The sequence below is a fragment of the Bradyrhizobium sp. SZCCHNS3002 genome (assembly GCF_032377435.1).
Taxonomy (GTDB): Bacteria; Pseudomonadota; Alphaproteobacteria; order Rhizobiales; family Xanthobacteraceae; genus Bradyrhizobium.
In genome coordinates, this window is sequence record NZ_JAUHHY010000028.1 from 19420 (window position 1) to 40336 (window position 20917).

22 protein-coding genes are annotated in these 20917 nt (G+C 65.9%); 12 read left to right on the forward strand and 10 right to left on the reverse strand.

Features of this window, described 5'->3' with window-relative positions:
• Positions 1 to 123 precede the first annotated feature (123 nt).
• Positions 124 to 918: an extracellular solute-binding protein gene (locus tag QW845_RS33545; protein ID WP_315805787.1), complete on the forward strand. Its 795-nt coding sequence runs from the start codon at positions 124 to 126 to the stop codon at positions 916 to 918.
• Positions 919 to 996: 78 nt separating this feature from the next.
• On the opposite strand, the gene QW845_RS33550 is transcribed toward QW845_RS33545, so the two are convergent.
• From QW845_RS33550 to QW845_RS33565, 4 genes are all read right to left on the reverse strand, one after another.
• Complete coding sequence (locus QW845_RS33550; RefSeq protein WP_315805788.1) at positions 997 to 1794, reverse strand: transporter substrate-binding domain-containing protein; 798 nt, start codon at positions 1792 to 1794, stop codon at positions 997 to 999.
• Positions 1795 to 1959: 165 nt separating this feature from the next.
• Complete coding sequence (locus tag QW845_RS33555) at positions 1960 to 2193, reverse strand: hypothetical protein (protein ID WP_315805809.1); 234 nt, start codon at positions 2191 to 2193, stop codon at positions 1960 to 1962.
• A 164-nt stretch (positions 2194 to 2357) separates the two neighbouring features.
• Positions 2358 to 3263 (reverse strand): hypothetical protein, encoded by a 906-nt coding sequence (locus QW845_RS33560; protein ID WP_315805789.1) that lies wholly within the window; start codon positions 3261 to 3263, stop codon positions 2358 to 2360.
• A 161-nt stretch (positions 3264 to 3424) separates the two neighbouring features.
• Entirely contained in the window at positions 3425 to 4618 is a 1194-nt protein-coding gene (locus QW845_RS33565) for an MFS transporter (protein ID WP_315805790.1), read from the reverse strand.
• A gap of 62 nt (positions 4619 to 4680) precedes the next feature.
• Between QW845_RS33565 and QW845_RS33570 the strand changes: the two genes are divergently transcribed.
• Positions 4681 to 5487 (forward strand): helix-turn-helix transcriptional regulator, encoded by an 807-nt coding sequence (locus QW845_RS33570; protein WP_315805791.1) that lies wholly within the window; start codon positions 4681 to 4683, stop codon positions 5485 to 5487.
• 126 nt (positions 5488 to 5613) lie between these two features.
• Positions 5614 to 6963: a malonyl-CoA decarboxylase gene (locus QW845_RS33575; protein ID WP_315805792.1), complete on the forward strand. Its 1350-nt coding sequence runs from the start codon at positions 5614 to 5616 to the stop codon at positions 6961 to 6963.
• A gap of 943 nt (positions 6964 to 7906) precedes the next feature.
• Here the strand turns inward: QW845_RS33575 and QW845_RS33580 are convergent.
• Complete coding sequence (locus QW845_RS33580) at positions 7907 to 8317, reverse strand: SRPBCC family protein (RefSeq protein ID WP_315805793.1); 411 nt, start codon at positions 8315 to 8317, stop codon at positions 7907 to 7909.
• A gap of 424 nt (positions 8318 to 8741) precedes the next feature.
• Here QW845_RS33580 and QW845_RS33585 point away from each other — a divergent pair, with 424 nt between their 5' ends.
• Positions 8742 to 9374: a hypothetical protein gene (locus tag QW845_RS33585; protein ID WP_315805794.1), complete on the forward strand. Its 633-nt coding sequence runs from the start codon at positions 8742 to 8744 to the stop codon at positions 9372 to 9374.
• A 159-nt stretch (positions 9375 to 9533) separates the two neighbouring features.
• On the opposite strand, the gene QW845_RS33590 is transcribed toward QW845_RS33585, so the two are convergent.
• The 4 genes from QW845_RS33590 to QW845_RS33605 form a co-directional block, all read right to left on the reverse strand.
• On the reverse strand, positions 9534 to 10589 hold the full coding sequence (locus tag QW845_RS33590) for a hypothetical protein (RefSeq protein ID WP_315805795.1): 1056 nt from the start codon (positions 10587 to 10589) through the stop codon (positions 9534 to 9536).
• A 533-nt stretch (positions 10590 to 11122) separates the two neighbouring features.
• Positions 11123 to 11371, reverse strand: a complete 249-nt coding sequence (locus tag QW845_RS33595) for a DUF3297 family protein (RefSeq protein WP_006614234.1) — start codon at positions 11369 to 11371, stop codon at positions 11123 to 11125.
• Positions 11368 to 11844, reverse strand: a complete 477-nt coding sequence (locus QW845_RS33600; RefSeq protein ID WP_315805796.1) for a glutathione peroxidase — start codon at positions 11842 to 11844, stop codon at positions 11368 to 11370. The genes QW845_RS33595 and QW845_RS33600 overlap by 4 nt, the downstream gene beginning before the upstream one ends.
• Positions 11844 to 13238, reverse strand: a complete 1395-nt coding sequence (locus tag QW845_RS33605) for an amidase family protein (protein WP_315805797.1) — start codon at positions 13236 to 13238, stop codon at positions 11844 to 11846. The genes QW845_RS33600 and QW845_RS33605 overlap by 1 nt, the downstream gene beginning before the upstream one ends.
• 463 nt (positions 13239 to 13701) lie before the next feature.
• On the opposite strand from QW845_RS33605, the gene QW845_RS33610 reads away from it, so the two are divergent.
• Both QW845_RS33610 and QW845_RS33615 read left to right on the forward strand, forming a co-directional pair.
• The gene (locus QW845_RS33610; RefSeq protein ID WP_315805798.1) at positions 13702 to 14805 is read left to right on the forward strand and encodes a lactonase family protein; all 1104 of its coding nucleotides are present in this window, start codon (positions 13702 to 13704) and stop codon (positions 14803 to 14805) included.
• Between the two features lie 216 nt (positions 14806 to 15021).
• Entirely contained in the window at positions 15022 to 15456 is a 435-nt protein-coding gene (locus QW845_RS33615; protein WP_315805810.1) for a group III truncated hemoglobin, read from the forward strand.
• 52 nt (positions 15457 to 15508) lie between these two features.
• Here QW845_RS33615 and QW845_RS33620 read toward each other — a convergent pair whose 3' ends face one another.
• Entirely contained in the window at positions 15509 to 15766 is a 258-nt protein-coding gene (locus QW845_RS33620) for a DUF6894 family protein (RefSeq protein WP_172111173.1), read from the reverse strand.
• 305 nt (positions 15767 to 16071) lie between these two features.
• Here QW845_RS33620 and pqqA point away from each other — a divergent pair, with 305 nt between their 5' ends.
• The 6 genes from pqqA to pip all read left to right on the forward strand — a co-directional run bounded on the left by pqqA (position 16072) and on the right by pip (position 20855).
• Positions 16072 to 16152: a pyrroloquinoline quinone precursor peptide PqqA gene (pqqA, locus tag QW845_RS33625; RefSeq protein ID WP_012029362.1), complete on the forward strand. Its 81-nt coding sequence runs from the start codon at positions 16072 to 16074 to the stop codon at positions 16150 to 16152.
• 215 nt (positions 16153 to 16367) lie between these two features.
• The gene (pqqB, locus tag QW845_RS33630; RefSeq protein WP_315805799.1) at positions 16368 to 17297 is read left to right on the forward strand and encodes a pyrroloquinoline quinone biosynthesis protein PqqB; all 930 of its coding nucleotides are present in this window, start codon (positions 16368 to 16370) and stop codon (positions 17295 to 17297) included.
• Between the two features lie 20 nt (positions 17298 to 17317).
• On the forward strand, positions 17318 to 18073 hold the full coding sequence (gene pqqC, locus QW845_RS33635; protein WP_409998002.1) for a pyrroloquinoline-quinone synthase PqqC: 756 nt from the start codon (positions 17318 to 17320) through the stop codon (positions 18071 to 18073).
• Positions 18074 to 18374: 301 nt separating this feature from the next.
• Positions 18375 to 18683, forward strand: a complete 309-nt coding sequence (gene pqqD / locus QW845_RS33640) for a pyrroloquinoline quinone biosynthesis peptide chaperone PqqD (RefSeq protein WP_315805801.1) — start codon at positions 18375 to 18377, stop codon at positions 18681 to 18683.
• Complete coding sequence (gene pqqE / locus QW845_RS33645) at positions 18680 to 19873, forward strand: pyrroloquinoline quinone biosynthesis protein PqqE (protein ID WP_315805802.1); 1194 nt, start codon at positions 18680 to 18682, stop codon at positions 19871 to 19873. The genes pqqD and pqqE overlap by 4 nt, the downstream gene beginning before the upstream one ends.
• Positions 19866 to 20855 carry a prolyl aminopeptidase gene (gene pip / locus QW845_RS33650; RefSeq protein ID WP_315805803.1) on the forward strand — a complete coding sequence of 330 codons (990 nt, stop codon included), beginning with the start codon at positions 19866 to 19868 and terminating at the stop codon, positions 20853 to 20855. Before pqqE ends, pip begins: the two co-directional genes overlap by 8 nt.
• The last annotated feature ends 62 nt before the right edge of the window (positions 20856 to 20917 follow it).

Consider the following 20917-nt stretch of genomic DNA (forward strand, 5'->3'; position numbering starts at 1 on the left):
AGTGACGCCGCGAGCGAGACGCATTGCGGAGGGATGGCCGGCCCCGCGGGGCGCTGGCCTTCCCGGCACAGTCGGGCTATCCAAAGCGCCCCCGGCCTCCAGCCGTTCGCCTCGGAGCCTGCCATGATCCTCTCGACCCATCTCCGCACCATCGGTCTCGCCGCTTCGGCCGCGTTCCTCCTGACCACCGCGGCCCAAGCCGCAGAAGTTCACGTCATGATCTCCGGCGGCATGACCGCTGCATTCAAATCCCTGGTGCCGGAGTTCGAGCGGCGCTCGGGTCACAAGGTCGCGATTGCGTACGGCCCGTCGATGGGAACAACCACGAATGCGATTCCGGTTCGCCTCGAGCGTGGCGAACCTGCCGATGTCCTCATCATGGTGGGCTACGCGCTCAGCGATCTCACCACCAAGGGCAAGGTGACGCCGGATAGCCGTGCGGACCTCGCCAACTCGCCGATCGGCGTCGCCGTCAAGTCGGGGACGCCGCATCCCGATATTTCGAACGCGGAAGCCGTGAAACGCATGCTGATCGCCGCCAAGACCATCGCCTATTCGGACAGCGCCAGCGGCGTCTATGTCTCCACCGAGATGTTCGACAGGCTTGGCATCAAGGACGAGATGAAAGGCAAGGCGCGGATGATTCCGGCCACTCCCGTCGGCGAGATCGTGGCCCAGGGCGAAGCGGAGATCGGCTTTCAGCAGATCAGCGAGCTCAAGCCGGTGAAGGGCATCGACATCGTCGGGCCGCTGCCGGCCGGACTGCAGAAGATCACCGTGTTCTCCGCCGGCATCGCCACGGCCGCCAAGGAGCCGGAGGCCGGCAAGGCGCTCATCAAGTTCCTGCAATCACCGGATGCGCGTCACGTCATCGCGGAAAGCGGCCTTGATCCGATCGTGAGGCGGGCGCCGAACTGATACCGAAGGAGCCCGGCTGAGACGATGGCTCTCCCCCGCCCCTGGCGCGGGAGAGTCCGGCAGGCAGCGTCGGTGCGCTTACTGGGTGAGCAAAGTCGACTCGCTCAGATTGTTGGCGCCGTAGGCCTTCTTGAGCAGACCGTTCGCCTTGGACTCCGTCATGAACTTGGTGACGAAGGCCAGCGACTGCGGATGCTTCAGCGGCACCGCAACCGCGGTGTCCGTCTTCTTGAAGGTCTCGGCCAGCACCTTGGTGCCGGGAATCTGCTTGGCGATGAGATTCAGTTGATCGCGGGCCAAGGCCAGCGCGTCGATCTCGCCGGCACTCAGCAGCGCATAGACTTCCTCATAGGACTTGAAGCCGGTGACGGTCGCCTTCTTCAGGAAGGCCTTGGCGCCGCGCATCACGGTCGTATCGTTGATGGCCGCAACCTCGGTGCCGGCATGGTCCAGCGCGGCGACGTTGGCGACGTCGAGACCGGCGCGGACGATGAAGGTGGTCTCGACCGAATCGTAGACCGGACCGAACGAGACCTTGGTTTCGCGCTCCGTGTCCCTCGGCATGAAGGCCACATCCCAGATGCCCCGCGCAGCATCTTCGGTGATCGCATTGGAATTCGGATGCTCGACGAATTCGACGGGCACACCGACCTGCGCGGCCATGGCCTTGCCCAGTTCGACCGGAACGCCTGAATAGCCGCTGTCCGACTTGACGCACCAGAACGCCCCGCCGGCGGCGCCGACGGCGATGGCGACGCGAAGCTTGCCGGTCGGCGCGATTTCTTCCTTCAAACCGGCTGCGCCGGCGGCGTTGCCGGCAAACGTGACTACCGCAGCTGCCAGGGCTGCGTCACGCAGCCAGCGCCAAAACGCCATGGCCCTCTCCCATCGAATTGCAAGTTGGATACGAGCCGCACCTTGCCGGGAGCACCGTTAAATACAGCTTACCTCGCTTGCGCAAAGCAGCATGCGACGCGCAAAACTTGCGCGTCGCAATTACGGTTTCAAATAACTCGATACCGAAAACCAATTAAGCGTCGCTTAAACGCAGCGCCGAACCGCGACGCCATTGACGATCACCGTGCGGCACGCCGCAGCCGCCACCGGCGGCTTGCGAACCACCACGGCGCCCGCCGCACCGGCGCAGCCGGCTCGCACGACGCCGCGTGCGCAGACCACGGCGTTGGCATCCGACATCGACACGAACGGCATTACCGCCAGGATGAACAATCCGCACAGCGTGGAAATAATGGCACGTGAAAGAATGGCGCTCATCTTCAAACTCCTGATCATGATCTGATTGGTCAAATATCCACCCTGTTGCGACCTTGCCTGGGACGTCCCCACCCGACAATTGGGACAATTTGGGTGGATTCGCTCTCCTGTGCATCCCCGCGTGCACTGCGGTGGTAACCGTGAACGGCGACAGCCGCCCTGCATCAGCGATTGGCCGCAAACTGCGCGAGCATGCCCTTGCAGCCAGGTGTCAGCGCACCGGCATTGGCCGCGAGGCACTGCGCGATCCGGCCGCCGCCCGGCTCGATGCCGCTGCACAACGCCCGCGCGTCCGCGCCGCAGGCGGCCCTCACGATGCGCAACTCCTCGAGCGGCCGCAGCGGTCGCAACACCAGCGCGGGCGCCGCCGGTGCAGCGGCGGTTGTCGCCGCGGGCCGGGCAACAGCCGCGGTCGCCGTCGATGCCCCGCTCGGCGTGACGCCGCCGCTCGAAGACGCCATCGCCTGAGCGCAGGGGCCGGACACTCTCACCTTGTTCTGCTCCAGGCACTGCAGCGCCGCCGCGCCGCCCGGCGGCACGCTGCTGCAGACCTTGCGGTAATCGGCGCCGCAGGCAGTTCGGATCGCGGCCACCTGGGCCTCGCTCGGCTTGCCCGCAGGCGCCGCCGCAGCCGGCTTGGCCGCGGCCGTGGCCAACTGGGCAGGCGCGGCCGGGACGGACGCGGCCGGCTGCGCCGCAGCCTTTGGAGGTTCGGCGGAAGGCTTGCTCGCCTCGGCGGCGACCGGCGCGCTCGCGGCCGGCGGCGCCGAAGCCGGCTTGGCCTCCACGACAGGCTTGGCGTCTGCCGGAGGCCTTGCCTCTGCCGCGGGCTCGAGCGCCTTGACCGCCGTCTGGCAAGCTGAGGACAGGCCCGCGATGTTCTTCTGCAGGCATTGGAACGCCGCCGCGCCGCCGGGCGGCACGCTGGCGCATTTCGACATGTAGTCCGACCGGCATGCCGACTTGATCGCGTTGCGCTGCGCATCGCTCTGCGCCAGCGCCTGCGTTGCTACGAGGCCGGCCGCCGCGGCCATCCCGAGCACCAGCAGTCTCTTGAAGCAATTGATCATCGGCGGATCCTCAATGGTATCGTGCTTCAATCTCTTGTCGCCACCGCAGTCGCCCGCAGGGTGGCCAATCGGGTCTCGTCAGTATCAGCACGCGCATATCGGCCAAGGCTGCGCCGGCGGCGCAGGCCTGGCAATTGGGAAAATTTGGGTGGATCGCATTCTCACTCCGCCGGCGCCTGCCGCAGCGCCGGCTGCGCCGCCGGAAGCTCCGGCGGCAGGATCAGCGCGGCGATGACCGCGACCAGGCAGAGCGCAGCGAAGGCCTGCAGCATGGTGGCGAAGCCGCCGTGCTCATACAGCCAGGCGACCAGGCCGACCGAGGCGCCGGCCGCGGTGAAGCCGATGAAATAGCGCACCGCATAGGCGCGCGAGCGCCACTCCTCAGCGGTGTACTTGCCGACCATCGCGTCGTTCACCGTGACCTGCCCGAATGCCCCCATGACGATGCCGATCGAGGCCACGATCAGCGCCCAGTCGCGGGCATCCGCGGCGAGATAGAGCAGCGGCGCCAGCACCAGCGACAGCGGCAGCGCGATCGTCTTCAGCGCGTGGCGGTCGAGCAGCCGCCCGATCGTATACTGCGTCATGGCGCCGAACACGTAGACGCCGGCCGCGATCACACCGAGCAGCGCCGGGCTCTGCGTCAGCCCCGCCAGCCGCTCCGCGAACAGTTTTGGCAGCGCCACGGTGATCGCGTTGAACGTCGTCGAGATCGCGATCACCACCAGCAGCAGCGCCAGCACCACGCGCCACATCTGATCACGCGCGACCCGGGCCTGCGCCGCCGCCTGCTTCGATCCGCGGCGGTCCTCATGCGCGACCGCCAGCGCGAACACCACGCCGATGCCGACCGTGATCACGCCGGGCACGATGAAGGCGAAGCGCCAGCCGAGATATTGCCCGACCACCCCGGTGACCAGCGCCGACGAGGCGACGCCGAGATTGCCGAACACGCCGTTCAGCCCCATGTCGCGGCCGAGCCGGTCGGCATAGGACACCAGCATCGCGGTTCCCACCGGATGATAGATCGAGGCAAACAGGCCGATCGCGAGCAGCGCCGCGCCGAGCTGCCAGGGCGTCTGCACCAGTCCGACCGAGATCATCGACAGGCCGATGCCGAGATAGAAGATCAGCATCATGTGCCGCCGGCTCCAGCGGTCGCCGAGCCAGCCGGTCAGGAGCGAGCCGGCGCCGAAGGCGATGAAGCCCGGCGTCGCATAGGGCAGCAGGTCCGCATAGGCCATGCCGAGCGCAGGGCCCATGATGATCACCGCGGCTGCGAAGATCAGCATCGCATAATGGTCGATGAAATGGGCCGCGTTGACGAAGCCGATGACGCGGCGGGGGCTGTTCATGGGAGCTGTCCTCGATTCCTGGCAGATCGGTTATAGTCGAGGTGACCAACGAGAAGCCGCCAATGACCATCGTGGACACGCCATTGAAGCCGCTCGGCGCCGACCGGGTGACGACCGAGCCCGGCGTCCACCTGATCGCGCGCCTCTATCACAAGGGCGCCCGGCTCGATCCGCACATGCACCGCGAGTCCCAGTTGATCTACGCCTCGCGCGGCACGATGCAGGTGACGACGCCGCGCGGACGCTGGCTGGTGCCGCCGGACCGCGCCGTCTGGGTTCCGGCGCGTCACGGCCATGCCATCGACATGCTGGCCGACAGCCAGATGCGCACGCTGTATTTCGAGCAGGACTGGCTGACGCGGGAGACGCGGGGCGTGCGGCTCGACCGCGAGTTCGTGGTGCAGGTCTCGCCGCTGCTGCACCAGGCGATCCTGGCGCTGTTCGCCGCCGACGGCGACCGTGCGCGCACCGCGCTGCTGGTGCGGCTCGCGCTGCTCGAATTGCGCCGCGCCGAGGATTCCTCGACCTTCATCCCCCTGCCGCAGGATCCGCGCGCACGCCGCGCCGCCCAGCTCGTCCTCGCCTCTCCCGCGAGCGAGGAGGATCTGGCGACCCTGGCGGGCAAGGTCGGCAGCTCGGCCCGCACTCTGTCGCGGCTGTTCGCGGCGGAGACGCGGCTGAGCTTCAAGGCGTGGTGCCAGCGCGCCCGGATCGCCGCCGCGATCGAGCGGCTGTCCACCGACCGTCACCTCTCCGTCAAGCAGCTCGCCGCCGATCTCGGCTATGCCAGCGTGCCGGCGTTTTCGCATGCCTTCAGGCAGGTCACCGGCCGCACTCCGACCGAATTCGCGGAGCAGACAGGTGCATGACACGCCGGCCGCATATGCACGCCGCGGCGGCGGCGTTGACGATTTGTTATGTTTGAATGTCGCCAGCTTTGCCATAAATCCATGTAACATCGCCCTCATCACGCTCCGGGATTCGACCGACATCAGATGGCCAACGCCTTTTTCACCGACCTGATCACCACAATTTCCGAGCGAGGCCGGACGCTGCTGCGCGGCGGCGGCACCCCTACCGACAAGCATGATGCGAAAAGCCTGGCCGAGCTGTGCGAGGCGCTGGTGTCCGGCGCCGGCGAGGCCTCGGGCACGGCGATGGCCCGCGACGTGCTCGACGGCTATCACGATCTCGACCCCGAGGGCCGCAAGGCGTTCTTCACCGCGCTGGTGCATGATTTCGGGCCCGACAAGGCCAAGCTCGCCAAGGCGATCGACGATTGGCGCGCGGCACCGTCGGACGAAGGCGCGAGCGCGCTGCATTTCGCCTCCGAGCCGCGCCGGCAGGAATTGATCCGCCGGCTCAACCGCGCGCCGGGCGGCACGCCCGAACTCGTGGCGATGCGCACCGATCTCCTGGATCTCATCAAGGGCAATCCGGAACTCGCCGCGCTCGATCGCGACGTCGTGCATCTCTTGAGCTCATGGTTCAACAGGGGGTTTCTCGTGCTGCGTAAGATCGACTGGTCGACGCCGGCGAACATTCTGGAGCAGATCATCCGCTACGAGGCGGTGCACGAGATCCACGACTGGGACGACCTGCGCCGCCGCATCGATCCGGTCGATCGCCGCTGCTACGCCTTCTTCCATCCGGCGATGCCCGACGCGCCCTTGATCTTCGTCGAGATCGCGCTGACCGAGACCATCCCCGGCGCCATCGCGCCGCTGCTCGCGGTCGACCGTCCGCCGGTGCCCGCCGACCGCGCCCGTACCGCCGTGTTCTATTCGATCTCCAACACCCAGCGTGGCCTCGGCGGCATCTCGTTCGGTAACTTCCTGATCAAGCAGGTGGTCGAGGAGCTCCGCCGCGAGCTGCCGAAGCTCGACACCTTCGTCACGCTGTCGCCGGTGCCCGGCTTCATGAACTGGCTGAAGTCGACCCCCGATGCGACCGAAGAGGATCGCAACGTGCTCAAGCTGCTGAACGAGCCGCGCTGGGTCGAGGATGCCGAGATGACCGCCGAGCTGCGCCCGGTGATCGAGCCGCTCGCCGCGCACTACTTCCTCAAAGCGCGCACGTCGAAGGGCAAGGTGATCGATCCCGTCGCCCGCTTCCACCTCGGCAATGGCGCCAGACTCGAGCGCATCAACTGGCTCGGCGACCTCTCCTCCAAGGGCCAGCGCGAATCCGCAACCGTGATGGTGAACTACCTGTACCGGCTCGAGGACATCGAGAAGAACCACGAAGCCTATGCCAATGACGGCGAGGTCGTCGCCTCCAGCGCGGTGAAGAAGCTGCTGCGCGGCGAAGGCCGGCGGCTGCTGGATATGCGGCTGTCGTCGTAGTCTTGCACTCACAAGGCTCATGAGACGGAACGCTCAAGCTACAAAGTCAGTGTCATCCCGGTGCACGCCGGGATCCATAACCACAGGCAGTCGTTTGAGGCAGGTCCGGTCGTTAGACCTCGCCAGGCCACATCCGCCGCGGCGTATGGGTCCCGGATCGGCGCCGCGACGCGCCTTGCGCGTCACGGCTTGTCCGGGACGACAGCGGAGGAAAACGGCTGCGTCGGTAGCTCTCAATGGCCTCCATGAGGCAGCGCGCTCCTGCAACAACCACCGCGTCATACCGGCGAACGCCGGGATCCATAACCACAGGACCTCGTTTGAGGCAGGCTCGTCGTTGGACCTCGCCAAGCCACTTCCGCCGCGGCGTATGGGTCCCGGCGTTCGCCGGGACGACGATGGGGCTAGACCGGATTCACATCTCAAACAGCTCAAAGGACGTGCGACCGTAGCCTCGCGGCGCGTGGCGCCCGAGTTCTGCATCGACATGTCCCCCTGATCAAAGACAGAGGGCGCAGGGAAGACCGGGTGCTGGCCACACCCATGGCCCCCGTGCGAGAAAAATGCACGGGGCAGGAACCACAGGTACGACCGATGCATTCCGGCCTTCCCTGCGCGATGGTTTTCACGGTGTCCTTCGTGCTCTCCCTGGGGATCGGGCTTTCTTGCCCCCATCGCCCGCGCGTGCCGTCAAGCAACAACGCAGACTTGACCTCAGCGTCGAGAGGCCAGGACCACACGACTTCTCCGTCCGCAAGGACGCCGGTCGTCTGCCGACATCCTCACAGCCACCGCATCCCTGCCCCGACGTTCGTGACGACGCGTACGCCCCTCTGCGATGAGGCAGGATATCAGCAATATTGCTGATTTTCGGAATTTGTCAAGGGAGAAGATTCAGGCCGTTCACGACGCCCCCCATCGGGACGCCGTGCGCCCGGCACGCTCAGGACGCCTTCGCCTCCACGTGCCGTTTGAAATTGTCGAGAATGGCCTGCCAGCCTTGCTGTTGCATCTCGACCGGGTGCGTCGTTTCAGGATCGAAGACAACGCGAACGAGAACGCCGTTCGGACCGGTCTCGAAATGGACGTCCGCTTTCCGGTCGCCGAAGGCGTAGGCGATCAGCTTGTGCTCGACGATCTTCGTGTAGGTCCCGGCGAAGTCGAAGCCCATGCTGCCGTCCTTGGCCTCCATGCGAGAGGAGAAATCTCCGCCCTCCCGCAGATCGATCGTGGCCTTGGTCGTATGCCAGTCGTCCGAGGCAGCGTTCCACTTCACGATATCGGCCGGCGTCGTATAGGCGCGCCAGACCTGATCGATCGGGGCTGAGACGGTGGTTTCGACGGTGATCCGCATGACCATTGCTCCTTGGTTCGATTTGACGGCTCGCTGCAGACGTGCAGGAGTTTGTGCTCGAAGGACGATACAGACTGGCAGATGCCGACAGACCGTAGAACAAATCTTGCCTCCAGGGATGCCGCAGGCTTGCGATGGGAAAAGCGATACGAGCGTCATTCGTTGCCGCCACCGCGCTGATTGGCGGCGCGCTTGGAGCGGTCGGTCTCGGCTACACGGCCTTGGCAGCCGGCTTCTTTGCTCTCAGTTTCGCGCCTAGGGGCATTCACAGCGACTGGAGCATGCTGGCGCTGTTGGGTGTCGTGGTTGGCATAGGTCTGGGCGGCCTCCTTGGAATTTGGGCGGGCGTGACAGCGGCAAAATTCTTGCTCCGGGAGAAGCAGACACCGGAACTCCGAGGACATTCCGACACCGAGAGATATTCATGAGCACCTCAGCGGAGATTTCGAAACGCATATCCGAATTGCTCTCGGAAGATGGCTTTCGGCAGCCTTCCCGCGGGATCTATGTGAAGCCATGGACCAACGCGTGGCGAGGATGGATCGGTGTGGACTCCGGACGTTACAGCCTGGGCCCGGTTGTCGGCGTGTTCAACGACGAGTTCCTGAAGGCCAGCAGCGAAGCGCTGAAGATGTCGGGTGCTCCATGGCGATACGGCAAGAATGGACCGCCACTGATCATGATCAACTTGCAGCAACTTGCCGAACAGGACGCTGGCAATCGGGCTAGGATTTCTTGGACTTATCGCGGCAAAGCGTTGGAGCCAACCGTTGCGGACGACATCGTTCACTGCATCCGGACCTGCGGGTACCCATACATTCAGGCGCACACCAACATAGAGTCCTTGTGGCGCGAAGCCGTGGCTGAACGAAGGGCATCACCTGCCTTCGTGATGTATGTGCCGATCTTCCTCATCAAGCTCGGCCAGCTCGATACCCTTCGTCAATACGTCGCTGCCAACCGGGAGCGCCCTGTCAGCGCCGATCTCTCTGTCAGCTACCCGCAATATGTCGATGCGATGCTGAAAATCCATGGCATCGCACCGCTCGGATCGTAGCGTCGCGCCCAGGCGCCAACCGCTCGGGGCTCATGGTTCGAGACGCGCCGCGAGCGGCGCTCCTCACCATGAGGAACGAAGCCGTCTCAGCGGATACGGACCTCGTCCTGAGGAGCGCGCCGAAGGCGGGCGTCGCGAAGAAGGGCCGTAGCGCAGGCTTTAGGCCGCGGCTTGCTGCGGCCGCAGCCGCAGCACCGCTGCCGGCAGATTGGCCGTGAGCCACGCCGCAATCACCTTCTGCTTCCTGTGATACGCCAGCCCCACCGCCACGACCGCGACGCCGATCAGCGACAGCGCGAACGGGAATAGCAGCGAGTTCTTGAACACGACGTCGGCGAGGTGGCCGAGATACATCGTGATGCCGATGGCGCCGAACACGGCGTAGGCGCGGCGGACGATGATGACGGCGATGGCGAGCAGGCCGACGTTGAGCAGACAGTAGACCGCCTTGCCGAGCTCGGTCGCGCCTTCGGTGGCGCTGATGCCGCCCCAGAAGGCCATCAGGCCGAACAGGTGCAGCCAGAAGCCGAAGTCGCGGCTGCGGCTGTTGTAGTCGACGGTCCAGGCGACCGCGAGAATGCCGAGGCCGAACCAGATCGAGACGATGCGGCGTATCTCCCAGTCGATGTGGCTGACGTTGAAGATCCAGGGCGTGAGGTCCATCGACATGAACCACAGCGCGACCGAGATGATCGCGACGATGAAGGGCACGCGATAGAAGCGTAGCGCGATCGCGCCGGCCGCGAGGGTGGCGAGCTCCATGAACAGCCAGCTGCCCTTGATCCAGACGTAGAAGTCCTGAACCGTGCCGGGCTTGCCGAACCTGCCCCACCAGCCGAGCTCCTCCTGCACGCCGTAGACGGCGAGCGGCGCCATCGACACGGCGATGGCGATCAGCAGGCCGCCGGGGACGCGCAGGCCGCGGCGCCAGAGGTGGTTGCCGGCGAGACCGAAAGCCGCGGCGTAAGCGAGCGCGCAGGCGGTCAGCGCGCGGCCGCCCAGCTGCGAGAACGCCACCGTCGAGAACAGGCCCATCGCGCCGATCACGATCAGCGCGCCGGCGTACCAGAGCAGATGCGCGGCATCGAATTGGGCGCGGGAGGCGTCGGTGGAGGGGGCGCGCTGGTGGAGATAGGTGAGCAGCCGTTGCAGCTCGTCCGGGCTGATGGCCCCGGCGCTTGCGGCGGCGCGGAGGTCGGTTTCGGAATAGGACATGGTCGTCACCTCAAATGGTCCGCCGGAAAGCATGCGCGTCCGGTCGCGCAAACGCTGCTCGCGTTGCGCGTCACGGGCCGATGCCGGCGTCGCATAAGGGTGAGTGTAGCGAAACGTGAGCGACGTTCAAGAAATATTTGAGCGACGCTCAAATATTCTCAAGGTGCGGGCTTAGGCGCCCCAGTATCGTGCATCGGCTTCCTGTCTGTGGGGTCGACGTCGCCCTCACCCTTGCTGTCATTCGCCGCGAAGGTGGGGAATCCAGTACGCCGCGGCCTCTCGATCAATCACTGCCGCCTCTGGAATACTGGATCGTCCGCCTTCGTGGACAATGACAGCAGAGTGTGAGGGGGCCCCGTCCGCCCCACCGGCGTCATGGCCGGGCTCGTCCCGGCCATCCACGTCGTGCCGCGACGAAGGACGTGGATGCCCGGGTCAAGCCCGGGCATGACGAGGTCTGGGTTGGCGGTTGCCTGATCTCAGAGGCCAGAGACCGGCTGATAGGGATATGAGCAGGTCAGCGTCCCCGCCCCTCAATCCTTGAAATACGGCTCCACCGGGCCGTGCACCTTGATGGTCAGCGGGTTGCCGTGGCGGTCCTTGGCGGTGCCGGCGGCGACGCGGATCCAGCCTTCGCTGATGCAGTATTCCTCGACATTGGTCTTCTCGGCGCCCTTGAAGCGGATGCCGACGTCGCGCGACAGGATCTCCGCGTTGTAATAGGGGCTCTTCGGATCGACCGAGAGGCGGTCGGGGAAGGTGAAGGTCTCGTTGTCGCTCACAGCAGTGCCTCGATCTCTTTCTTCAACGCCTCGGGCGTGGTGGTCGGCGCATGGCGCGACACCACGTGGCCGGTGCGATCGACCAGGAATTTGGTGAAATTCCATTTGATCGCCGAGCCCAACAGGCCGGTCTTCTCGCCCTTCAGGAACCTGTACAGCGGGTGCGCGTCAGCGCCGTTGACGTCGATCTTCGCAAACAGCGGGAAGGTGACGTCGTACTTGCCGGCGCAGAACGCGCCGATCTCCTCGGCCGTGCCGGGCTCCTGGGCGCCGAACTGGTTACAGGGAAAACCGAGCACGGCAAAGCCCCTGTCCGCATAGGCGCGGTGCAGCGCCTCCAGGCCGCGATATTGCGGCGTGAAGCCGCAGGCGCTGGCGGTGTTGACGATCAGGAGCACTTGGCCCTCGAAGCGCTGCAGCGGCACCTCCTCGCCCTTCAGCGAGGTCGCGGTGAAATCGTAGATGCTGGCCATCAGCCCAGCACCGGATCGATCGGTGACGGCGGCGTGCCGCCGGCCTCGATGGCCTCGCCCGCGGCAAGGCACATGTCCTCGCGAAAACGCTGGCCGACGAGCTGCACGCCGACGGGGACGCGGCCGACCATGCCAGTGGAGACCACGAGGCCCGGCAGGCCGAAGAAGGGAATGGCGATCTGCGTGAGCTGGGCATGCCAGACCTGCCTGAACGACTCCTCGTCCTTGCGGTCGAGCTGGTCGGCGAACGGCAGCATGCCGGAGACCGGCATCAGCAGCAGCGGATGCTGCTCCATGAACAGGAGCCATTGCCGGGTCAGCGCGGCGCGGCGGGCCAGCGTCGCCGAGAGGTCGAACGGATGAACCTTGTCACTGACGCCGCGCAGGCAGGCCAGCGCGCCGGGATCGCCTTCCTTCTCGGCTGCGGCGAGCTGCGCCTCGTAGCCGTCGCCGAGCCAGAGCCGGGTCTGCAGCAGCGCGGCCTCCTGCAGCGGCGGCGTGTCCTGGATCTCCTCGACCGTCCAGCCGGCCGCTTCGAGACGCCTGGCGGCATCGCGCAGCGCGGCGACCACCTCGGGCACCGGGTTCAGTCCGTCGGGGTTGACGCAGAGCGTGACGCGCTTGGGCAGCGGCGGTCCCTCGAGCGGCACCGGCATCCACCAGACATCGCGGACGTCGCGCGCCGACATCGCCGCCAGCGCGATCCTGACGTCGTTGATCGTCCGCGCCAGCGGGCCGGAGACGGCGCTGATCTGCGGGCCGATCGGACGCTCCGGCAGGCAGGTGTTGAAGGCGGGGATGCGCCCGACCGTGGGGCGCAGGCCGTGGATGCCGCAGGCGTAGGCGGGATAGCGCACCGAGCCGGCGATATCGGTGCCGTGGCCGATATGGCCGATGCCGGCGGCGGTCGCCGCGCCGGCGCCGCCGGAGGAGCCGCCCGGGGTGATGCCGGGGTCGCGCGGGTTCCTGGTGTGCCCGTGGATGAGGTTGCTGGTGAACCAGCGGTAGGACACCGCCGGGGTGTTGGTGCGGCCGAGCAGCACGGCGCCGGCCTTGACGAAGTTGTTGACGACCGGATTGTGCGCCGACGCGATCGCGTCCTTCTGCAGGTTGAGGCCGTTGGTGGTGGCGAAGCCTGTCTGGTCGACATTGACCTTGATCGTCACTGGCACGCCGGCGAGCGGCCCGGGGTCCTCGCCGTTCGCCAGCCGGGCGTCGATGGCGTCGGCCTGTTTCAGAACCTCGTCTGGACGGTGATCGATCACGGCGTTGATCGCGGGGTTCACCGCATCGAGCCGCGCCAGCGCGGATGTCGCGGCCTCGCGGGCGGAGACCTGTTTCGACTTGATGAGGGCGGCAAGATCGGCAGCCGGCAGGCGCCAGAGATCGGTCATGGGGAGCTCCGTGGTGGTCTCGCGTTCTTAGCGCGACGGAGAGCACGGAGAAAGCCGCGCCAGGCGAGGTGGCCATGCACAAGCGCGGTCCCGCTGGCCTGCGTCTCACGCTCATGTTGCAGAGCAGCCGTGCCCGCGGCCGTCCTTCGAGACGCCCGCCTGCGGCGGGCTCCTCAGGACGAGGGTTGAGGGTGTGCGCCGAATGTTCGCGGCACATTGCAATGCCTCCCCTCATGATGAGCGAGCTGCTCATGGTCAATGTGCCGCGCCGGCCTCGCTACCAAATCCTCATGGTGAGGAGCCCGCCCCAGGCGGGCGTCTCGAACCATGAGGCCTGGATGCCTCGACGCGACGCCCGAACGATCGATACCCAACCTGCATCGATCGATCCGGAATCAGGCTTGGTCAAGCTTCACATTCGACTTTAAGAGCTGAAGCAACAACATCACAAAGGGGGAAACAGATGATCAGACCGGGCACCATCATGGCCGCAACCTTCGTTCTCGCCGCTGCAGCAACGCTGGCGCCGCGCGCCGGCCAGGCCGAGACCTACGCCTATGTCGGCAACGCCGACAGCAACGACATCAGCGTGTTCAAGTTCGACGCCGCCTCGGGCGAGATGACCCCGGTGCAGACGGCTGCCTTCGTGGGCGTGGAGAAGCCGGGCTCGTCGACCCCGCTCGCGGTCAGCCCGGACAAGCGGGTGCTGATCGCCGGCGTCCGCTCGCAGCCATTCGTCGCCGAGAGCTTCGCCATCGACGCCAAGACCGGGCGGCTCAGCCACATCGGCAACGGGCCGCTCGCCGACAGCATGGCCAACATCGCCTTCGACCGCACCGGCAAGGTGCTGTTCAGCGCCTCCTATGGCGGCAACAAGGTGGCGGTGAACCCGGTGCAGGCGAACGGCGTCGTCGCCGCACCTGGCCAGGTGATCCCGACCGGGCTGAACGCGCATGCCTTCCTGCCCTCGCCCGACAACCGCTTCGTGTTCGCGACCAATCTCGGCTCCGACCAGGTGCTCGGCTTCGCCTTCGACGCCGCGACGGGCACGCTGACGGCCAAGGAGGCGCTGACGGTGAAGACGCCGGAGAAGTCCGGGCCGCGGCACTTCATCTTCCACCCGAACGGCAAGTTCATCTACCTTCTGCACGAGCTCAACGCCGATCTCGCCGTCTACGCCTATGATGCCGAGAAAGGCACCTGGAGCGAGCAGCAGCGCACGACCGCCCTGCCCTCGGGCTTCACCGGCAAGCCCTGGGCGGCGGATCTTCATGCGACGCCCGATGGCAAGTTCCTCTACGCCTCGGAGCGCGGCTCGAACACGATTGCCGGCTTCAAGGTCGATGCGGCCAGCGGGCGCCTGACGGCGATCGGCAGCGTGCCGACCGAAACCCAGCCGCGCGGCTTTGCCATCGATCCCACCGGGCGCTACCTCGCCGCTGTCGGCGAAGTGTCGAATGGGATGACGGTGTATCGGGTCGACCCGGCCAGCGGCGTGCTGGAGAAGACGAAGTCGTACGCGGTCGGCAAGAAGCCGAACTGGGTGGAGTTCGTCAGCCTGCCGTGACCGGCGGGCTGCAACACCGCTGTTGCGGCCATCCTTCGAGACGCCCGCCTCCGGCGGGCTCCTCAGGATGAGGGGCTGAGGGTGCGGCAGGAATTCTTCCGCGTTGTGATGCCTCCCCTCATGGTGAGGAGCCCGCCGGAGGCGGGCGTCTCGAACCATGTGGCCCGGATGGCTCCAGCGTTTCCATCCGCGCTGCGAGTGCCTATATCCAACGCCATGACCATGCCTGCCGCCCAGCCCGACCGCCATCCCCTCGCCGTTCAACATCCGGACCTCGACGACGCCTCGATCCGCCTGCTGGTCGAGACCTTCTACGGCCGCGCACGGGAGGACGAGCTGATCGGCCCGATCTTCAACCGTACGGTGGAGGATTGGGACGAACATATCGGCAGGATCAGTGATTTCTGGTCGTCGATGTTCCTGAAGACGGGCCGCTACAGCGGCGCGCCGATGCGGCCGCATCTGCTGCTGGAGTTGCAAGGCGGGCATTTCGACCGCTGGCTGCGGCTGTTCGAGACGACGGCGAAGGACCTGTTCGCGCCCGAACTCGCGGAGCTCTTCATCGTCCGCGCCCGCCGCATCGCCGACAGTTTCGAGATGGGCATCGCCAGCACGCGCGGCGACATCGCGCGCCCGCGCCATTCGGTCTGACCTCGGCCGCAAGCACGCCGGCGTTCGGAAGCGCCGATGCGGCCGTCTGCGCTCAATGGCGCGTCATCGACTGCGCCGGCATGTTGAAGATCGCTTCGGAGAACGGGAACTCGAGCACGATCTCGCCGTCCTCGTCGGTGACCTCGATGACGGCCGTCATCAGCGCCGCGTTGCCACCTTCGGTGCGCAGCAGTTCCTTGATCATGTCGCGCGCGACTTCCCAGGCGCGGTCGGGATTGCGCAGCACCTCGCCGTCGGTGTCGGAGACCAGTTCCTCGCCGATCCGTGTGTTGAAGAAATATCTAGGCATCATCAGCTTCCAATGGGGTCGCGCGCTGGGGTTTTGAAGTCTCGAACATCTCACGACTGCTTTATCCGGCCAGCTCAGCCCCTCAAGCTAGGGGCTGAATTGTACGGCGTTGCGAAGCCATCGATCACGAATTCGTTGTTTTCACGGCTCAATCCGACGAAAACGGCAGCAACTCGCATCTGCAACTTCGCACTGCAATAAACAGGCCTGAGAGGCTCAAACAAAAAGATTCCACTGGCGAACTTTTCGTAGCACGGTAGTTTATTGCTGAGGACGATAACCGTCCCGTCTTGAAGGAGAGGACAATGGCCTGGAAAGCACCGAAGATCGTTGAAGTGCCGGTCGGCATGGAAATCAACATGTACGCCTGCGCGGCCCGCAAATAATTCGCGGGTGTGACGTCCAGGTCTCGGCGATCAGGACGTCGACGCTTGAGGGTGGGGATCAGCGACCGCGTATGTGCCAGCCCGTGCGCTGGTCGGATGTCCCACCCTCGTCACCTTCCCTGCGGGCGATCCTGACCGTCGGTCAGCGTGTCCGTCGGTGATCCTGCCGCTGGTAATCGCGTGCGCCACCACAGCTGAATTCCAGGAGACGGCTCATGCTTCGCCTCGTCGTCCTGGGCGCCGCCGCGGGCGGTGGAGTGCCGCAGTGGAATTGCGGCTGCGCCGTGTGTCGTGCCGCGCGCACCTCACATCCCGAGATCAGCAACAGTCAGGCCTCGGTTGCGGTCAGCGCAGATGGCGCCAACTGGTTCCTGATCAACGCCTCGCCCGATCTGCGTCAGCAGGTCACCCGCACGCCGCAGCTGCATCCGAAGCCAGGCGCCCTGCGCCACAGTCCGATCGCCGGCGTGATCCTGACCAATGGCGAGATCGATGCGGTGACCGGCCTGCTGTCGATGCGCGAGAGCTCGCCATTTTCGATCCATGCGCACCCCAAGGTGCTTGCGATCCTCCGCTCGAACAACATCTTCGATGTGCTGAAGGACGAGACCGTCAAGCGCGTGCCGATCGTGATCGACGTGCCGTTCCGGCCGCTGCTGCAGGACGGCAGGCCCTCGGGCCTGGAGATCACGGCCTTCGCCGTCTCGGGAACGAGCGCGTGGTATCTGCGCGACAAGCAGCATCCCGGCGGCAGCTCCTCGACCGGCGACACGCTGGGCCTGAAGATCGCCGATCTCGAAGGCGGGCAATATTGCTACGTCATCGCCGCCTGTGCGGTCGTGGACGATGATCTGAGAACGAGATTGAGGGGCGCGCCCTTGGTGCTGTTCGACGGCACGGTGTGGCGCGACGACGAGATGATCCAGGCCGGACTCGGCAACAAGACCGGGCAGAGCATGGGACATATCGCGATGTCCGGAGAAAGCGGTGCGATCAAGCAGCTGGCGGACCTCGCGATCGGCAGGAAGGTCTTCCTGCACATCAACAACTCCAATCCGGCGTGGCTGCACGCCTCACCCGAGCGGCAAACGTTGGAACGCGAGGGATGGGAAATCCCCGCTGAAGGGATGGAGATCGTACTGTGAGTGAGGTCAATCTGAGCGGAATGACGGCGCTGTCGATCGGTAGCGGCGTAACGCTGAACAATGCGAGCGAATTGGAAGCGGCGCTGCGCCATATCGGCGCGACGCGCTATCACAACCACCACCCGTTTCATAAGCTGCTGCACGGCGGCAAGCTCAACAAGGGCCAAGTGCAGGCCTGGGCGCTGAACCGCTACTACTACCAGTCGACGATCCCGCTGAAGGATGCGATGGTGATGACGCGCTTCCGCGACCGCGCCACGCGGCTGGAATGGCGGCACCGCATCGAGGATCATGATGGCGATGTCGGCAGCGAGGGCGGCATTGAGCGCTGGATCAAGCTGACCGAAGGCCTCGGCCTCGACACCGCCTACGTGGAATCCACCGAAGGCATCCTGCCGGCCACGCGCTTTGCGGTCGAAGCCTATGTGCATTTCTGCCGCGACCGCTCGCCGCTGGAGGCGATCGCCTCGTCGCTGACCGAATTGTTCGCGCCGAGCATCCATGAAGAGCGCATCTCGGGCATGCTCGAGCACTACGATTTCGTCAACAACGACACCATGAGCTACTTCAAGCGGCGTCTCACCCAGGCGCCGCGCGATGCCAATTTCGCGCTGCATTACGTCAAGGAGCACGCCACCACGCCGGAGCAGCGCGCCGCGGTCTGCAACGCGCTGATCTTCAAGACCAACGTGCTGTGGGTGCAGCTCGACGCGCTGTATCATGCGTATGTCGAGGGGCACATTCCGCCGGGTGCGTTCGTGCCGAAGGAGGGGTGAGTGGTTGCATCGGAGCAACGCCGCCTGGTCCGGGGGGCCTCATGGTTCGAGACGCGCCGCAAGCGGCGCTCCTCACCATGAGGGGCAAGCGGCGGAGCGGCCGCTGCATACGGGACCATGAACACGCTGTTAGCGTGTTCATGGAGAGGGTTCAGGATATCGCCGCAAGTTCCGCCCTCGTCCTGAGGAGCCCGCCGCAGGCGGGCGTCTCGAAGGACGCTGGCAGGCGCGGCGGCGGCTCCGAACTCCAAATCTGCGCGATCTCGCCGTTTGATCACAGCTGCTGCTAGAGAACCCCACCATGGCCCCGCGTCACATCCAAGTCACCGAGACCAGCCGCGTGGTGCTGCCGCGGCATACGAAGTTGAAGTTCGACGAGACGCGCCAGGTCTGGGTGATCCTCGCCCCCGAGCGGGTGCTGGCGCCGGATGAGATCGCGGTCGAGGTGCTCAAGCTGTGCGACGGTACGCGCAGCGTCGCCGGGATCATCGACGAGCTGGCGGCGAAATACGCCGCGCCGCGTGACGTGATCGCGATCGACGTCGTCGCCATGCTGCAGGATCTCGCCGACAAGGGATTCCTGACCGAGGTTCGGGAGACGACATCATGACCGAGCTGACCGACACCTCACCGCCCAGCGACAGCAATGACGGCCTCGCCGTGCTGGAGCGGCGCGGCTCCGTGGCCGAAACCTTCGGCATTCCGCTCGCCGTGCTGGCCGAGCTCACGCATCGCTGTCCGCTGCAATGCCCCTATTGCTCCAACCCGCTGGAGCTCGACCGCGCAGGCCAGGAATTGACCACGGGGGAGTGGAAGAAGGTGCTGTCCGAGCTCGCCGAGATCGGCGTGCTGCAGATCCACTTCTCCGGCGGCGAGCCGACCGCGCGCAAGGACCTGGTCGAGCTGGTGCAGCATGCCAACGACGTCGGACTCTACACCAACCTGATCACCTCGGCCGTGCTGCTGACGCGCGAGCGGCTGAAGGAGCTGGCCGATGCCGGGCTGTCCCATGTCCAGATCAGCTTCCAGGGCAATGAGCCTGATGTCGCCGACCGCGTCGGCGGCTACAAGGGCGGCCACGCCAAGAAGCTCGAGGTCGCGCGCTGGACCCGCGAGCTCGACCTGCCGCTGACGGTGAACGCCGTGATGCACCGGCAGAACCTGCATCAGCTGCCCGACATCATCCAGATGGCGGTCGATCTCGATGCCGACCGGCTCGAGGTCGCCAACGTGCAATATTACGGCTGGGCGCTGAAGAACCGCGCCAGCCTGATGCCGACCTATCAGCAGCTCGAAGAGACCGACCGCCTGGTCGAGGAGGCGCGCGAGCGGCTGAAGGGCACGCTGACCATCGACTACGTCGTCCCGGACTACTACGCGCTGCGGCCGAAGAAGTGCATGGGCGGCTGGGGCCGGCAGTTCTTCAACATCTCGCCGTCGGGCAAGATCCTGCCGTGCCACGCCGCCGAGAGCATCACCGGGCTCGACTTCATGTCGGTGCGCTCGAACCATTCGATCGCCTGGATCTGGCAGAACTCGGAGGCCTTCAACCGCTATCGCGGCACCGGCTGGATGAAGGAGCCGTGCAAATCCTGCGAGTTCCGCGAGATCGATTTCGGCGGCTGCCGCTGCCAGGCCTTTGCGCTGACCGGCGACGCCGCCAACACCGATCCGGCCTGCACGCTGTCGCCGCTGCACGAGAGCATCTTCAAGCAGGCCGAGCGCGATGCCGCCTCCGGCCAGGACCGCTTCCTGTATCGCAACTTCGCCGGCGGCACGCCCGAGAGCAATGATGCCTGACGCCGAAGCCGGCCGCGCCTCCGCGCGCCGCAGCGATCCGTTCGCGCCGCTGACCTCGGAATGGCTCGACGTCTCCGGCGGCCATCAGATCTATGTCGAGAGCGCCGGGCGAGTCGGCGGCCTACCCGCCGTCTACCTGCACGGTGGGCCCGGCTCCGGCTGCCAGCCGGATCACCGCCGGCTGTTCGATCCCGAGCGCTTCCACGCCGTGCTGTTCGACCAGCGCGGCGCCGGCCGCTCGCGTCCCGCGCGCAGCCGCGACAACAACACTCTGCACGATTTGATCGCCGACATGGAGGCGATCCGCACGAAATTCGGCTTTGAGAAATGGATCGTCGCCGGCGGCTCCTGGGGCGCGACCTTGGCGCTGGCCTACGCCCAGGCGCATCCCGCGCGCGTGAGCGGCCTGGTGCTGCGCGCGACCTTTCTCGGCACCCGCGCGGAGGTGGAGACGGCGTTCGGCGAGACGCTGGCGCGCTTTCACCCTGCCCTGCATCGCGACTTCCTGGAGATGCTGCCGGAGAACGAGCGCGCCAACCCCTGCGAGGCCTATTTCCGCCGCATCCTCGATCCCGATCCGGCGATCCACGGTCCGGCCGCGCGCGCCTGGCACGACACCGAGCGGGCGCTGTCCGAGATCAAACCGGCGCGCGCCCATCTGGATCGGCTCGCCATCCGCTCCGGCAGCGCGCTGCCGGCGACGCCGTTCATGGAGGCGCATTACTTCTCTCAGGACAGCTTCATGGCGAAAGACCAGTTGCTGCGTGATGCGAGCAGGCTCAGCGGGATTCCCGGAATCATCGTGCAGGGCCGCTACGACCTGCTCTGTCCGCCCTCCACCTCGGCAAGGCTCGCGGACATCTGGCGCGACGCCGAAATCCGTGTCGTCGAAGCCGCAGGTCACAATCTTTATGACCCCGGCATCCGCGATGCGGTCATGAAAGCCATCTGCGATCTGGCGACGCGCACGACAGCGCCTTAAACACATCACTCATTCCCCTCATGCTGAGGAGGCGCGCCAGCGCCGTGTCGAAGCATGAGGCC